Origin of the sequence: Acinetobacter colistiniresistens (assembly GCF_000413935.1) — a bacterium.
GTDB lineage: Bacteria > Pseudomonadota > Gammaproteobacteria > Pseudomonadales > Moraxellaceae > Acinetobacter > Acinetobacter colistiniresistens.
Map to the genome: position 1 here is coordinate 87,121 of NZ_KE340383.1, position 14,770 is coordinate 101,890.

Here is a 14,770-nt window from a genome sequence, read left to right on the forward strand (position 1 = left end):
AACATTTTGGTATAGGCAATTTAAGTTTTGTCGCCTATGATCAAAGCATCACTTTGAAACTGGATCACCCGAGGTCAAGTCCATATGGCAAAACATGCAAGCTCTCCCAGTAAGCGTTTTTTAAAACTGGCTGGCATGACCGCAAGTATTGCCAGCAAAAGCGTTGCCAATTCCATCCGCAATCTCACCGCAGATGAAGAACAAAAAAATGCAGCGCGCAGCAAACTGTTTCAAGATATTGGTTTGCAGATTGCAGATACCTTGGGCGAAATGAAAGGCGCAGTGATGAAAGTCGGGCAAATTGCCTCGCAATATAAGGATATCTTCCCACCAGAAGTCGCCAAAGCCATTGCCAAACTGCAACGCCAAGCCCCCGCCATGCCTTTTGCTTCAATTCAGCAACAAGTTGAAAAAGAGTTGGGCAAACCGTTAAACCAGATTTTTAGTTCCTTTGAAACAGAACCCTTTGCGGCTGCTTCAATTGGTCAAGTCCATCGCGCGGTGCTGCCGAACGGTCAAGCTGTGGTGGTGAAAGTACAATATCCAGGAGTGGATCAAGCCTGTGAAAGTGATTTAAAACAGGTTCGTCTGGCTTTACGCTTAATGGGTGTATTGAAGATTGATAAGAAGCTGCAAGATCAATTATTTCAGGAAATCCAAGACAGCTTATCTGCCGAACTGAATTATGAAATCGAAGCACAAAACCTAGAAGTCTTTAAAACCTTCCATGAAAAACTGGATGATCAGATCATCATTCCGACTGTATATAAAGATTATTCATCGCGTCGGGTGCTGACCCTAAGTCTTGAACAAGGTGAATCGATTGAAACCGCCAGCACTTGGTCTGTGGAAACCCGTAATCAAATCGGTCGTCGCCTGATTCGCGCCCTAGGGCAGGAAATGTTTTTCTTGAAACGGTTCCATTGTGACCCACATCCCGGCAATTTTGCTTTCCGTGAAGATGGCAGCGTGATTATCTATGATTACGGCAGCGTTAAGACCCTTTCACCTGAAATCATTCAGCACTTCAAAGCACTGGTGAATGCCGCTCGCCAAGAGGATATTGCTCAAGTGGAAGATTTACTGGTGGAACTTCATTCAATTGCTGAAAAGCAGAAATTCCCAAGTGAACTCTATACACAATGGATTGAAATCCTGTTACGCCCGTTAAGCACCCATTATGACTTTGCCGAGAACTCATCACACCACGATGGCATGCTGTTGGTGAAAAAATCGTTGAAATACTGGGATGTGTTTAAGCCTTCTCCAGATACCTTAATGGTCAACCGAACCATTTCAGGACATTACTGGAACCTGATTCACCTCAAAGTACATGATAATCTCAACGATTTATTTGAAGAACTGGTTCCGAACTAAACATATAAAAATGCCAATCAAATGATTGGCATTTTTATTTCAATTATATTCAATGATTTAATCAATTAATAGGCTTGTACAAAGCTCCATTTTCCATACTTGCTGATTCATTTTTTACACATAAATTCCAAAAAAACTTGAAATGAATAAGATTGACGGCATATATTGTTATGTTATAACATTTCTATCAACAATAGGAGTCATTCAAAATGCGTAAAGATATCCACCCTGCTTATCAACAAGTCTTGTTTCACGATACCAATGCCGATGCTTACTTCTTGATTGGCAGTACGCTTCAGACCAAACAAACCAAAGAATATCAAGGTCAGGTCTATCCTTACGTTACCCTTGATATCTCAAGTGCTTCGCATCCATTTTATACAGGTGAAGTTCGTCAAGCCAGTAATGAAGGTCGTGTGGCAAGCTTTAACAAACGCTTCGCGCGTTTTAACCGCAAAGGTTAATCTTCATTTAAGTTTTACTTATTAGGCTGTAAGCATTAGAAGTCTAAGGCTATCTCTCCTCCACTTAGACTTCTTTTTTTATGCCTCACCTTCAAGAATCCGTCTTGGCCTGCCCCACCACACCAAATTCAATCGGCGTTTTGACATAAAACAAAGAAATTTCTTTGTCATTTAAATAGTTCAATAATTCAGTCGCCTGTTGATTGCTTACTGCAAACTGAATCTGTACAGGACGATCAGCCAACTCAAAAAAACTGGCGGAATGAAATAAGCCTTGATGGTCAATTCCTTCCATGCCTGCCAGTACCGTCGCGCCACGTAAATTCATCTGCTTCGCCACAGCCAATAACCATTCACTCATCGGTTGTCCCTGATAAGTCCGATTTTGTGCCGTGTAAAAACTCAGTAAAAATCCATTCATTGTCATCACTCCAAAGCTATGCAGCACTCAGCCATTGATGCAAACTCATGCCTAAAATGGTAAACAGCAATGACCCAATCACATGAATCAGAATCGCTGCACAGGCATAGCCCAATTTACCACTTTGTAATAAGGCAATAATCTCGGCAGAAAAGGTCGAAAATGTGGTTAATGCACCGCAGAAGCCTGTAATCACAAACAGTTTGTAATTGGGACTCAGTGAGCTTTGAGAAAAATAAGAAATTGCAAAACCAATAATAAAGCCACCGACAAAGTTAACTGTGACGGTTCCCAAGGGAATATTAGGAAAAATTGGATTGAGTTTTAAACCCAAGAACCAACGCAACCATGCGCCGAGTACTGAGCCTAAAGCAATAGAGAGCAAAGGATAGTACATAACTTACTCCAAACACAGCGTTGGAGCTAAAACGATATTCAGCATGGATTTATAGCTATTTTTCTGAGGATGATTCATTTGCGAACTCCAAAAGAGGAACAGAGCGCGCACAAACCTACGTCCCTGTTCAGGGTAACGTAGGCATCATTAGCCACAACGGCGGTTTGTAATAGGAGGAATGCCATCTCCTTTGTTCTAAAATAACATAATTTTTAGACAACTCAACCGCTGTTTTTAAGCTTCAAGCAACTGTGTATAAACATAAAGTTATCCACAATTTATGTGGCCTTAAATAAAACTTGCTCACCCAGCACTTCAAAATCCAGTGCAGGAACCACAAAAGCAAAAGCTTCAGCATCATGATCTAAACCGAATTGTTGCAACAATTGAGGAGCCTGTAATGTACAAACCTCAGCGGCTTGAATCTGTTGAAACTGAACTGGCATCTGAATATCCCCTTGCGACATGCGTGTCGGTTGATCCACCCATTCTGCCCATGCATGATCTTGATCAACCAAGAATTGAACGGCTTCGTCCCATGTGGAAAATAGACACTGCCATGCAGCAGGTAACTGTTTTTCACCTTTGATTTGCACATCACTCTTCAAAGCATAATTCTCATCAACACTCATTTCAGTATGAATGACTTGTTCATCCCGTTGATGCTGAAACGTCGATGCATATTGTGCTGGCATCACATCACTGGCCAATCGGCCACCCATTACATATAAGGCTTGATCAACAATCATCTGTTCAAAGATCACGGTCTTGGGCTGTGAGTCATCCAGATAAAAGCGCCAGTTACTTTGCAGGGGGGAAGGCATAAGCTGGCGTAACTTGCCGAGGAAAGCAAAACCAAAATGCTGATGCTGATACGTCAAAATGGTAAAAATAGTTTTGCCGTCTTTTTCCCATAAAGTCACAGGGTCTGGATAACGCTGCCGAACCTGCTCGACATCGACCAACCAAGACAAGTAAACAATATTACGTACCTGACTTTGTAAAGGCATAAACGCCAATATTCGCATGATCATACGGCGGAGTTGCAACAGCAAACCCCAACTAAAAATAGGCGCTAGAAGTCGAAGCAAAGTGGTGGATGTTGATAACTTTAAACGATGTCTATTCATTATTATTCAATAGATTAATGTTGTGTTTGAGCATAAACCGCTGACTCCACGACGTCCAGTTCAAATCACATCCAACTTCTCTTCTGCCTTTTCAATGTTATGATGCTGACATTGATTGACCCAACATGGAATTTTTTAAAATGGCTCAAAGCTTATTGGCACAACTTAAAGATGGCACGGCAAAATTTGCTGATGTATTGGCATTTATCGAAGCTCGTTATCACCATACACCAACCGCTTTTCAAAATGGTGCACAATCGAATGCTGCAACCGAAAACCAAGGCAGTGCCAAAGTACTCAGCTTTGCCAAAATTGAAGGCTTGAATCAAGCGGATACACTCAGTTTATTTGCGGAACATTATGCGTCTGTATTGGCAACACCAGAAGCCACTGATCATCAGAATATCCGTCAGTTTATGCAACATGGCTGGGATGGCGTTAAGTTTGAAGGTGAAGCACTTACTGCAAAATAAAAAAGGAGGTTTAGCCTCCTTTTTTGCTTTAATGTTTTAAGCTTCAGGGGCGTGACAATTTTCGTAAGTCCGTGGTGAGGCTATAAAAATCGCCACCCATTTTGCCCACACTCTGAAGTTGTTGCTGATCGATCATCTGCCCATCCCACAAATGATCCGCCACATAAATCGATTTCACATCCAGTAAGGCGACAGTTCCCCCTGAGGGAAGCGTACTTAGTTGCATGACCTCCCTTAGCTGGCATTCGTAGCGAACAGGCGCATGCTTTACCGCTAACGCCGCAACCGCATGGCTGGGTTCAGACTCAATCTTAGCAAAATCAAATTCGCTTTGCTCTGGCGGCAATAAAGCACAGGATAAATTCATCTTTTCAAGCAAGTCAGTATGGGCAATATGCACCACACATTCTTTGGTTGCGATGAGATTTCTAATGGTGTCTTTATCCTGCCCATTTCTTGGATTAACTTGTGAATACCATAGAATAGGTGGATTGCAACTGGCAACATTAAAAAAGGAATAAGGCGCAATATTGGCCACCCCATCCACCGACAGCGTACTGATCCATGCAATCGGCCGAGGAGTAATCCCTCCGACCAAAAGTCGGTAGATCTCATTGGGCTCTAAATCAGCAGTTTCAAAAATCATCGCAAAAATAAATCCGATTTAAGGACGTTCAGCATATTGTGGTAAATCATCAGCGATACAATCCCATTCTGCTTTAGAAGCCGCAAAAATATGCATGCTTGGTTTTTGCTGTAATGGCGTATCTAAAGTCCCGATACGTAGACGATAATGCGCTGGTGTATCGGTCTTGATACTCATAATCGGCGAACCACATTCTGCACAGAAACAACGTTGTGTCGTTTCAGTCGACTGAAACTTTTTCAGTAAATGCTCACCTTGGGTAATCTTGAAATCACTAATTTTAATCGGTGCATTGGTCGCAAAAGCCGTGCCGTTTGCTTTACGGCAGCGCTGACAATGGCACTGTATGATCTCGCCGATTTCACCATGAATCTCATAATGAATTCCATCACATAAACAACTGCCACGATACACGGGTGAAGCTTGAGACATATCCCTATTCCTGATGAGTATTTACTCAAAACTAGCATTTTTAAACGCCGTATAACAAGGTAAATATGCTCAAGCAATGCAATGACATTTTAATGCGCTTTGCTCAAACTGAACGGGCTACCCGATGACCTCACTCAACTGATCAAGGCAGAAAATACCCCAATGATCATCACGTAGAACAGGATCGGTAAGCCTAAAAACCAAAATTTTGCCCATCCATTGGTCTTAAACACTTGAGTCGCACCGCGATAGCTGACCCAACACGATAAGAATAAAAATGGAACAGGAATGAATCCTAAAAAAGTCGAGTAATTATAGGCGTCCAAATAATTTGGATATAACACGGTTTGAATCGCCGTTGTGATAATAATCGGCAGTACTAAGACTAAGGATTGCAATACATACACATGTCGAGCAAGCTGCGGATCAGCCTCTTTTGCACCTGAAAACTGTAATCTTTTTTTATACCACCAACCTTGAATCAACCATGCAATCACGGCAGAAATAACTCCTATGCCCAACACCCATAACCAATAACTCAACCATGATGTGGTAACCCAATGGATCAGTAGTCTAATCCCACCTGTTTCAGCACTCAATAATTTTTGATCAACCCGATCCATGACCCCAACGATACCAATCAAATAAGCTGCAAAAATGATGCTTTTATGATGGTAAATCGTAGACTGAGCAAAAAATTTCTTAGGTTGGAAAAACAGGCGGAATAAGTTGCTCAATTGAAATGGTTTGATGATCTCGTTGTTTTGTGTTCCCACCGTTGCTTCTATATTCATATGCCCTCTCCATCATTTGATTTAGATTATTTTTATTAATGCGCTATGGCTCATCGCCTATGAAAAAACATGGCATGATCTTATTCGATAAAAGCATGCACCCCTTCTGCTGCTGCACGTCCAGTGGCGAAACAGGCCGTCAGTAAGTAGCCTCCTGTCGGTGCATCCCAATCCAGCATTTCACCACAGCAAAAGACTGAAGGATTAGATTGCAATTGCAGTTGTGGAGATAAGACCGCTCGCCTTACCCCTCCCGCACAGCTAATCGCTTCTTCAATGGGGCGAAACCCCTCTAAAGGAATACACAGTTGCTTGATCTGCTGAGCCATTTGCTTGGCATCCGACCATAGGTTTTTTGCCACGATTTCACGTAGCAAATTAATTTTCACCGTATCCAGACCTGCTTTACGCCATAGATTGGTTAAGGATTGCTTTTTATTGCCCTGTAATTTCTTTTCTAATTGCTCAAGACTCAGGTCTGGGAGTAAATCTAAATGGAGTTGCAGCGTTTGCTGTTGTGCTATCTGCGCTCTTAGCTCACGACCCAATTTATAAATCACACCACTTTCAAAACCATAATGGGTAATGATGATATCGCCATGCGTCTGCTGTTCAGGTCTGACCCATGCATTGACACGTTTTAAAGGTTGGCCAAAGCACTGCTGCATAAATGGCGACCATGTTTTCAGCACGCCTGCATTACTGGCTTGGAACGGCTCAATTTCATTTTTTGAGAGCCATGGCTGCCATGCCCCATCACTGCCTAACTGCGACCATGATACTGCGCCGCAGGCCAAAATAATCGCATCATAAGTTACACAAAAGCGCTGAGTTTGGTTCTCAATCGTGAGTTGATTTTCAGATAAATCCACACAACGATGACGATAATGGAACTTCACCCCATCGGCCATTAAGCGTTTCAGCCAAGCACGCAGTAATGGGGCTGCTTTCATTTCAACCGGAAAAATCCGACCTGAACTGCCGACATAGGATTCAATGCCCAAGCCCTGCATCCAGTCCTGAATCCACGTTGCATCCCATTGCCTGACCCAAGGTGCTAACCATTGAGTCTGATCATAACGCTGTATAAACGCCTCAACAGGCTCAGCATGGGAAATGTTTAACCCCGTTTTGCCTGCCATTAAGAACTTACGTGCCGCCGAAGGTTTCTGTTCAAACACGTCGATTTCATAATCATATTGACTGAGGACTTCAGCAGCCATCAGACCTGCTGGGCCAGCACCAATAATCGCAACACGTTTAGGCATCAGACTGCTCTTGTGCATTTTGTCCTTGCAACGGCGCAAAATCATCAAAGCGGGTTGTATAACCTTCTGGCTTGCGAATAATCAACTGTTGGCACAGTTCGTCTCGCTCCAGATATTTAATTTCAAAATGGGTTCGCGCGGAGTCCGCAGCAATTTTTTGCTTTTCAAAGGGCAGTTTCCACAGTTCAAGTAACTGCTGCTCAGCTTCATCAATATATTCAGGAATATTACTTGCGAGTGTAATCGTGCCATTCGGCTGAAGGCGTGAAAGTAAAAATTCGAAGAATGGCATGTTTAACCAGCGCTGCGCGGGATTATGCGGCTCTGGATTCGGATACAGAATAAAGAACTGCTCCACTTGTGCAGGGAACAAGGCATGCACCACCCAAGGCAGTGCATCGGCATGAATCGGGTGCAGGTGCTCACGTGGTTCTAATTGATGCTGCTTCTGCATCGCCACAAATTTTTCTTTGGTTCGCTCAATTGCATACAACGTGTTGTGTGGATTTTGCCCTGTAAAGAGTAAGGCATGTTTACCTTTGCCCGCCCCAATTTCAACGCAAATTGGCGTATTGGGAATGGCAATAAAATCACGAGGGGCTTGCATACGTTGTGCTTGAAATTGACGAATCGACATAATCTCATCAAACTATCTAGAAATCGGCATAAGTCTAACAACTCACCTTACTTTTGCCTAATCTATTTATTTTATGTTTTAGGAATTTTCTATGCCACGTACATTTCCCTGCCCCCGTTGTGGTGAAGCCAGCACTTGGGAAGGTAACGAATTTCGTCCGTTTTGCTCAGAACGTTGCAAGTTGATTGATCTCGGTGCCTGGGCCAGCGATGAATACAAACTCCCAACTCAGGATGCACCCCAAGCAGATCTCAAACGCCATGAAGATGATTATGAAGATTAATCATCTTCTTCTCTGTAGCTAAGACCAGATTCGATTCAACACATTTAACCAGTTATTCCAGCAGATTTTCTCAATCAGTGCAGCTGAATAATGACGCTGTTGCATGGCTGCAACCAGCAGGGGTAAACCCGCCACATCCTTCAACTCGTTACTGACCAACGCCCCATCAAAATCTGAACCCAGCCCAATATGATCTTCTCCGAGACGATCCATCATATATTCCAGATGATCGAGGATTAACTCTAATGGCGTATCTACATTCCGCTGCCCATCGGCACGCAAAAATGCCACATCAAAATTCACCCCGACCATACCTTGGCTGTCACGGATAGCGTTGAGTTGCCTATCGGTTAGATTACGTGCCTGCGGGCAGAGTGCGTGTGCATTGGAATGCGTCGCGACCAGAGGTTGCTGTAAAATATCCACCGTGTCCCAGAATGCTCGTTCATTCATATGTGACACATCCACCAGCATTTTTTTCTCGGCGCAGCGTTTGATTAACGCTTTGCCTTCGATCGTTAGTCCCTCGCCTGTATCAGGTGAATGCGGAAAACGGGCATTTAAACCATGTCCAAATCGGCTGACCCTGTTCCATAGAGGACCAAGACTGCGCAGTCCTGCTTGGTAAAAAATATCGAGCAAGTCTGGGTTGTACTGTAGGGCTTCCGCACCTTCCATATGCAGTACCACGGCCAGTTTGCCTTGTGTACGGCAATCCTGAATTTGTTGCACCGAAGTACACAGTTGAATCTGCGCCGAAGCCAGAACCATTTGTTGTGCCAGCCCGAGTTGCGCCAAGCAAATCTGCTCCATCTGCTGTTGGCTAAAATCATCGGCCTGAAGCTCAAATAACTTATCAGGATGATGTTGCTTGACATAGGCAAAAGGCGGTAGAAAAATCGCAAACATGCCCCCAACAAAACCTGCTTGCTGGCAGCGCTTTAAATCAAGTTGTCCTGCCAACTGCGCATGAGTAAAAGCATGTACAGGATCAGTTGCATCGCTAAGCCATAAGCGGGTCAGTAGATCATTATGCCCGTCAAAAACTGCAACCTTGTGGTGATTCAAGCCATACGTCATGACCCAGACCCATCGCTCAGACTGTGCACCGGAATTTTTTGTTGAGCTGCCAATTGTTTTGAGTTTCTACTATTGCGGAATACCAGTTGAGCCAATGCGACATCTTGTTCACTTTCATGACGTGCTTGCTCAATCAGATGATGGTACGCAGATTTACCACATACTGGATCGGCATTGGCAGCATCACCCGTCAGCATATAGGCCTGACAACGGCACCCCCCAAAGTCCTTCTGCTTGTCCGGGCAACTACGGCAGCTTTCTGGCATCCATGTATCACCACGGAAATGATTAAAGCCAGAGGACTGGTACCAAATCTCTGACAAGGTATGATCTCGGACATTCGGAAAAGCAATCGGTAACTGCCGTGCTGCATGACAAGGCAGCGCCATACCGTCTGGTGCCACCGTAAAGAAGATTTTGCCCCAGCCGTTCATACAGGCTTTAGGCCGTTGTTCATAATAATCAGGAACCACAAAGATCAACTTACACGGATGATTTTGCTGACGAAGTTTGTCACGATAGGCATTGGTCACTTGCTCTGCACGTGTCAACTGCGCTTGTGTCGGTAACAGGCCTTGCCGATTTAAAAAAGCCCAGCCATAGAACTGACAAATAGCCAGTTCAACCGTATCGGCATTCAGTTCTAAACACAGTTCAATAATCTGTTCAATCTGGTCGATATTATGCCGATGGATCACAAAGTTCAGTACCATCGGATAGTCATATTGCTTGACCAGACGGCACATCTCATATTTTTGTGCAAAGGCATGCTTTGAACCCGCCAAAGCATCATTAACCACAGGATCACTGGCCTGAAAACTGATCTGGATATGGTCTAGACCGGCCTGTTTGAGTTGGGCGATACGTTGCTCTGTCAGTCCCATTCCAGACGTGATCAGATTGGTATAAAACCCTTTTTGGTGGGTATGGGCAACCAACTGCTCCAGATCTTGTCGAACCAAAGGTTCTCCCCCTGAAAAGCCCAGTTGAACTGCACCCATCTGGCGTGCCTGATCAAACACATCACACCATTGTTGCGTGGTCAGCTCATTTTTATGTTGAGCATAATCCAATGGATTGGAGCAATAAGGACATTGCAACGGGCAACGATAGGTCAACTCGGCCAAAAACCAGAGCGGTAAGCCAACGCCCTCGGTCATCGTAAATCAATCCAGTATTGTTGTTGGGCAACCTGCATATAATCGACCACATCCTGCTCGATTTCAGCAAGATCCCCAAATTGCTGTTTTAACTGCGTAATAATGGCAGAAACCGTTTGCTGTCCATCAATATGTTGTCCAATGGCGCCAGCACTGTCATTGAGCTTGATCATGCCTTCCGGATATAAAATGACAAAGGCATTTTGGGCAGGTTCAAACTGAAAACGGTAGCCTTGGCGCCAGGTCGGTATCTGATTTAAATCAAAAGCTGGATTAGTCACGAAATAGCCCCTTATGCCAAACAGGTTGTGATGTTACGGTGTGATACGGCGCTTGCTCATGCACATAGGCCAAAGTCAGTGCATCCAAAATACTCCACAGAATATCCAGCTTAAACTGCAAGATTTCCAACATACGCTGTTGTTGCTCATACGTTGTGAAGGAATCTAAGGTAATACTCAGTCCATGCTCCACATCACGACGCGCCTGACTTAAACGCGAGCGGAAATATTCATAGCCCTGATCATCAATCCACGGATAATGTTGTGGCCATGAATCAAGCCGTGACTGGTGGATTTGTGGTGCAAACAATTCGGTTAGGGAGCTGCTGGCTGCTTCGCGCCATGACGCCCGGCGGGCAAAATTGACATAGGCGTCCACAGCAAAACGCACCCCCGGCAAAACCAACTGTTCCGAAATGACCTGTTCACGGGTCAGACCTACTGCCTCTGCCAAACGCAACCATGCCTCACGACCACCACCATCAGGATATTCACCATCCTGATCAAGCATGCGTTGGATCCATTCCTGACGGACGCGCTGATCTGGGCAATTGGCCATAATCGCCGCGTCTTTCAGGGGAATATTAATTTGATAATAATAGCGATTGGCAACCCAAGCTTGAATTTGCTGCTGAGTCGCTTTGCCTTCATACATCATCACATGAAAAGGATGGTAGATATGATAATACTGACCTTTATCCAGAATGGCCTGTTTAAACTGTTCTATACTTAAAACTGCTGTTGCTGGCATCAACATCTCCTTAAAGTTCGATCTGCATGCCATCATAGGCAACTTCAACAGCATTGGCCTTGAGTTCAGCCAATTCAGCCGAGTTTTCGTTTAAAATCGGATTGGTATTGTTGATATGAATCAGGACTTTTCGTGGTCGACTCAATTGCTTTAAATACGACAATGAGCCGCCTTCACCACTGATATATAAATGGCCCATTTCACGGCCTGTTTTGGTTCCGACGCCCGTTTGTTGCATTTCATCATCCGTCCAGAGCGTACCATCAATCAAGACACAATCAGACTGCTGCATAATTTGCATGATTGGCTCATCAATCTTTCCAAGTCCCGGCGCATAGAACAATTGTTTCTGTGTTTTATGATCCTTGATTATCAAGGCAATATTGTCACCTTCATGCGGATCATGACGATGTGGTGAATACGGAGGCGCTGCACTTTGAATAACCCAAGGTATAAACTCCAATGTCTCAAAACCAGCAATCTTAAATGCCTGTTGAGGGTCAATCTTCTGGTAGCGCAGCCCGCCATTCCAATGCTTAAGCATATTAAAAACTGGAAAGCCTGTGCTCAGGTCCTGATAAACCATCTCGGTACACCAGACATTCATTGGGCAACCTTCCCTCAAGCTTAAAAGACCCGTGGTGTGATCCAGTTGGCTGTCCATCAAGATCACATCACGAATCCCCGTATCTCGTAATTTTCGGGCTGGCTGAGCGGCCTTAAAATCAAATAATTGCTGACGAATATCTGGCGAAGCGTTTAACAATATCCAGTCTGTGCCATTTTCAGAAAGGGCAATGGATGATTGTGTGCGTACTTTGGCTTGAATACGACCTGTACGAAGACCATGACAATTGGGACAATTACAGTTCCATTGCGGAAAGCCTCCACCAGCAGCGGAACCTAAAATATAAATATACATAAAGATGATTTCTTATTAGAAAAAGATAAGCCCTAGACGTGACTAGGGCTTAGTATAAATTTAGTGATAAAGCATTAACGAACTTCGAAGTACATGGTCACTTCGAATCCAATACGAACATCGGTAAAAGCAGGTTTCGTCCATTGCATAAAATCGTCTCCAATCTGTTTTCATCGTATAAAAATAAACGACATGTTCAATTTGAATAAAACGTTCACGATTCGATTCTAATTAAAAAAGGTGAATTTGTAGACATTCCCAGTCAAAGATATTGTTCGATAATTGTGAGTTTTTTCTACGCTTCGGTATCTTTTCTTGTTATGCCTTCTGCTCATGTTCAGTCATGCCCAGCAGCAGAGGACTTATTCTTACGCACTACACATAATTTGTTGATTTAGCAATGAAACTGCTAAGCGTGCTTCATCGAAAAAATAGCACTATGCCTGCTGAGAGAACAAACCTCTGTATAAAACAAGCGTTATACAGAGGAACAATTACGACTAAACTTAACCAGCCTTGCTTGCCACAAACGGATTGAATTGCTTTTCATAGCCAATGGTACTCATCGGTCCATGGCCTGAAATAAACTGGGTTTCATCGGGCAAGCTAAAGCATTCACGTTGGATGGAATCCAATAACTGCTGATGATTGCCTTTTGGGAAATCAGTACGACCAATCGAACCTTTAAACAGGACATCACCCGTCCACAATAACCCATGCTTGGCATTATAGAACATGACATGTCCTGGGGTATGACCTGGAGCGAACCGCACTTCAAATTCATCTTCACCCAATTTTAAGACCTCTCCACCTTCGAGCCATTGATCCACTTTAACGGGTTGTGGAATGGGGAAACCATAACGCGCTGAGACTTCTTGAATCATGTCCAACCAGAATTGGTCTTCTTTATGCGGGCCAATCACTGGGATTTTCCAAGTTTCAGCCAATTCGCCCACAGCTCCAGCATGATCAAGATGTCCATGGGTTAACCACAGTGCCTTGACCTTGAGGCCCAAAGCCTCGACTTCTTTTTTCAATACCGCCGCATCACCACCGGCATCAATCAAAATCGCTTCTTTGCTGTCACTATCCCAAAGAATGGAACAGTTTTGGGCAAATGCAGTAACAGGGACAATTTTGACTTGCAGCATAGAAACCTCTGGCGAAATAAAGCGTCGATTTAACGATGGGCTAAGGTATGGGTCAGTGCGTCAAGATTAGCCTGAACCAGACTCGCAAGCAAATCTATATGTGCCTGATCCGTATTCAAAGCAGGAATATAAGCATAATCGCCTCCACCTGCATGCTGGAAAATTTCTTTATTCTGCATCGCCAGCTCTTCCAGCGTTTCCAGACAGTCTGCGGAAAAGGCCGGACTGATCACCTGAACCGATGGTACTTTTTGCTCCCCCCATTGTTGCAATAGCTGATCGGTATAGGGTTTCACCCACTCTTGCTTACCAAAGCGGGACTGAAAGCTAATTGCCCATTCATCATCGCCCAAATGCAAAGCCTCAGCGACCAATCGTGCCGTCACACGACAACGATCTGCGTAGGGATCGCCTTTATCGGCATAGGGCTGCGGAATCCCATGAAATGACATCAGTAGTTTTTCAGGTTTACCGTGTTGCATTTGATAATTCAACACACTATCGGCTAAGGCCTGAATGAACATCGGATGCTGATAATAATCTTTAATCAGGGTCATCCCGGGTAAATGACGTTGCTGTGGAATCCACTTGGCAAAGGCATCATATAACGGTGCAGTCGAAGTTGCCGAATACTGAGGGAAAAGCGGCAGTAGAATGACATGTTCTTGTGGGGTCTGCGCCAGTTGATCAAGCACCGCAGCAATCCCCGGTCGACCATAGGTCATGGCGGGAACAACAGTAAGATCAAACTGATGATTTTCTTCTTCTAAACGCTGTTTGATCAACACACTTTGTTGCAACACAATTTCACGCATCGGCGAGTCATTCGACCAGACCGAAGCATAGGCTTCAGCCACACGTTTTGGGCGGAAGGTCAGCACAAATAGATGCAGGATGATCCACCAAAGCAATTTGGGAATCTCAATGACACGTGTATCAGATAAGAACTGCTTTAGAAAGCGTCGTACAGCTGGCACAGTGGCTTCATCTGGTGTTCCTAGATTTGCCAGAATCACCGTCACTTTGGGTTTTTGTGTCGCTAACATAGACCGCATCCGCTTTTCATTGAATTCATTCAATTACTTTAGCAGTTTTGACGCTTT

At 44.2% G+C, this 14,770-nt stretch carries 20 protein-coding genes and 1 riboswitch; of the genes, 4 read left to right on the forward strand and 16 right to left on the reverse strand.

Annotated features, from left to right (window positions below; genetic code table 11):
* Positions 1–84 precede the first annotated feature (84 nt).
* Positions 85–1,377: an ABC1 kinase family protein gene (locus tag F907_RS02085; RefSeq protein WP_016653175.1), complete on the forward strand. Its 1,293-nt coding sequence runs from the start codon at positions 85–87 to the stop codon at positions 1,375–1,377.
* Positions 1,378–1,586: 209 nt separating this feature from the next.
* Positions 1,587–1,841 carry a type B 50S ribosomal protein L31 gene (locus tag F907_RS02080; protein ID WP_005239968.1) on the forward strand — a complete coding sequence of 85 codons (255 nt, stop codon included), beginning with the start codon at positions 1,587–1,589 and terminating at the stop codon, positions 1,839–1,841.
* Positions 1,842–1,932: 91 nt separating this feature from the next.
* On the opposite strand, the gene F907_RS02075 is transcribed toward F907_RS02080, so the two are convergent.
* The 3 genes from F907_RS02075 to F907_RS02065 all read right to left on the reverse strand — a co-directional run bounded on the left by F907_RS02075 (position 1,933) and on the right by F907_RS02065 (position 3,789).
* Positions 1,933–2,262, reverse strand: a complete 330-nt coding sequence (locus F907_RS02075; protein WP_016653176.1) for a DUF190 domain-containing protein — start codon at positions 2,260–2,262, stop codon at positions 1,933–1,935.
* Between the two features lie 16 nt (positions 2,263–2,278).
* Positions 2,279–2,659 (reverse strand): fluoride efflux transporter CrcB, encoded by a 381-nt coding sequence (crcB, locus tag F907_RS02070; RefSeq protein WP_004802433.1) that lies wholly within the window; start codon positions 2,657–2,659, stop codon positions 2,279–2,281.
* Between the two features lie 131 nt (positions 2,660–2,790).
* A riboswitch (Fluoride riboswitch) is annotated at positions 2,791–2,857 on the reverse strand.
* Positions 2,858–2,937: 80 nt separating this feature from the next.
* Entirely contained in the window at positions 2,938–3,789 is an 852-nt protein-coding gene (locus F907_RS02065; RefSeq protein ID WP_016653177.1) for a DUF2071 domain-containing protein, read from the reverse strand.
* A 140-nt stretch (positions 3,790–3,929) separates the two neighbouring features.
* Here F907_RS02065 and F907_RS02060 point away from each other — a divergent pair, with 140 nt between their 5' ends.
* Positions 3,930–4,262, forward strand: coding sequence for a HopJ type III effector protein (locus tag F907_RS02060; protein WP_016653178.1), 333 nt, complete (start codon positions 3,930–3,932; stop codon positions 4,260–4,262).
* A gap of 43 nt (positions 4,263–4,305) precedes the next feature.
* Here F907_RS02060 and F907_RS02055 read toward each other — a convergent pair whose 3' ends face one another.
* From F907_RS02055 to F907_RS02035, 5 genes are all read right to left on the reverse strand, one after another.
* Positions 4,306–4,908: a flavin reductase family protein gene (locus F907_RS02055; protein WP_016653179.1), complete on the reverse strand. Its 603-nt coding sequence runs from the start codon at positions 4,906–4,908 to the stop codon at positions 4,306–4,308.
* Between the two features lie 18 nt (positions 4,909–4,926).
* The gene (locus F907_RS02050) at positions 4,927–5,340 is read right to left on the reverse strand and encodes a GFA family protein (protein ID WP_005239973.1); all 414 of its coding nucleotides are present in this window, start codon (positions 5,338–5,340) and stop codon (positions 4,927–4,929) included.
* Positions 5,341–5,474: 134 nt separating this feature from the next.
* The gene (locus F907_RS02045) at positions 5,475–6,134 is read right to left on the reverse strand and encodes a hypothetical protein (RefSeq protein WP_016653180.1); all 660 of its coding nucleotides are present in this window, start codon (positions 6,132–6,134) and stop codon (positions 5,475–5,477) included.
* Positions 6,135–6,214: 80 nt separating this feature from the next.
* Positions 6,215–7,402, reverse strand: a complete 1,188-nt coding sequence (locus tag F907_RS02040; protein WP_016653181.1) for a TIGR03862 family flavoprotein — start codon at positions 7,400–7,402, stop codon at positions 6,215–6,217.
* Entirely contained in the window at positions 7,395–8,039 is a 645-nt protein-coding gene (locus F907_RS02035; protein WP_016653182.1) for a class I SAM-dependent methyltransferase, read from the reverse strand. The genes F907_RS02040 and F907_RS02035 overlap by 8 nt, the downstream gene beginning before the upstream one ends.
* 91 nt (positions 8,040–8,130) lie before the next feature.
* Here F907_RS02035 and F907_RS02030 point away from each other — a divergent pair, with 91 nt between their 5' ends.
* A complete protein-coding gene (locus tag F907_RS02030; protein ID WP_005239977.1) occupies positions 8,131–8,322 on the forward strand; it encodes a DNA gyrase inhibitor YacG in 192 nt (63 codons plus the stop codon).
* 18 nt (positions 8,323–8,340) lie between these two features.
* On the opposite strand, the gene F907_RS02025 is transcribed toward F907_RS02030, so the two are convergent.
* The 8 genes from F907_RS02025 to hemH all read right to left on the reverse strand — a co-directional run bounded on the left by F907_RS02025 (position 8,341) and on the right by hemH (position 14,713).
* Positions 8,341–9,402, reverse strand: a complete 1,062-nt coding sequence (locus F907_RS02025) for a dipeptidase (protein ID WP_016653183.1) — start codon at positions 9,400–9,402, stop codon at positions 8,341–8,343.
* On the reverse strand, positions 9,399–10,562 hold the full coding sequence (pqqE, locus tag F907_RS02020) for a pyrroloquinoline quinone biosynthesis protein PqqE (RefSeq protein WP_016653184.1): 1,164 nt from the start codon (positions 10,560–10,562) through the stop codon (positions 9,399–9,401). The genes F907_RS02025 and pqqE overlap by 4 nt, the downstream gene beginning before the upstream one ends.
* Entirely contained in the window at positions 10,559–10,843 is a 285-nt protein-coding gene (gene pqqD / locus F907_RS02015; RefSeq protein ID WP_005278683.1) for a pyrroloquinoline quinone biosynthesis peptide chaperone PqqD, read from the reverse strand. The genes pqqE and pqqD overlap by 4 nt, the downstream gene beginning before the upstream one ends.
* The gene (gene pqqC, locus F907_RS02010) at positions 10,836–11,594 is read right to left on the reverse strand and encodes a pyrroloquinoline-quinone synthase PqqC (protein ID WP_016653185.1); all 759 of its coding nucleotides are present in this window, start codon (positions 11,592–11,594) and stop codon (positions 10,836–10,838) included. Before pqqC ends, pqqD begins: the two co-directional genes overlap by 8 nt.
* A gap of 10 nt (positions 11,595–11,604) precedes the next feature.
* A complete protein-coding gene (gene pqqB / locus F907_RS02005) occupies positions 11,605–12,516 on the reverse strand; it encodes a pyrroloquinoline quinone biosynthesis protein PqqB (RefSeq protein ID WP_016653186.1) in 912 nt (303 codons plus the stop codon).
* A gap of 74 nt (positions 12,517–12,590) precedes the next feature.
* A complete protein-coding gene (gene pqqA, locus F907_RS18670) occupies positions 12,591–12,665 on the reverse strand; it encodes a pyrroloquinoline quinone precursor peptide PqqA (RefSeq protein WP_009514286.1) in 75 nt (24 codons plus the stop codon).
* A 357-nt stretch (positions 12,666–13,022) separates the two neighbouring features.
* The gene (locus F907_RS02000) at positions 13,023–13,667 is read right to left on the reverse strand and encodes an MBL fold metallo-hydrolase (RefSeq protein ID WP_016653187.1); all 645 of its coding nucleotides are present in this window, start codon (positions 13,665–13,667) and stop codon (positions 13,023–13,025) included.
* A 29-nt stretch (positions 13,668–13,696) separates the two neighbouring features.
* Positions 13,697–14,713, reverse strand: coding sequence for a ferrochelatase (gene hemH / locus F907_RS01995; RefSeq protein WP_016653188.1), 1,017 nt, complete (start codon positions 14,711–14,713; stop codon positions 13,697–13,699).
* Between the last annotated feature and the right edge of the window lie 57 nt (positions 14,714–14,770).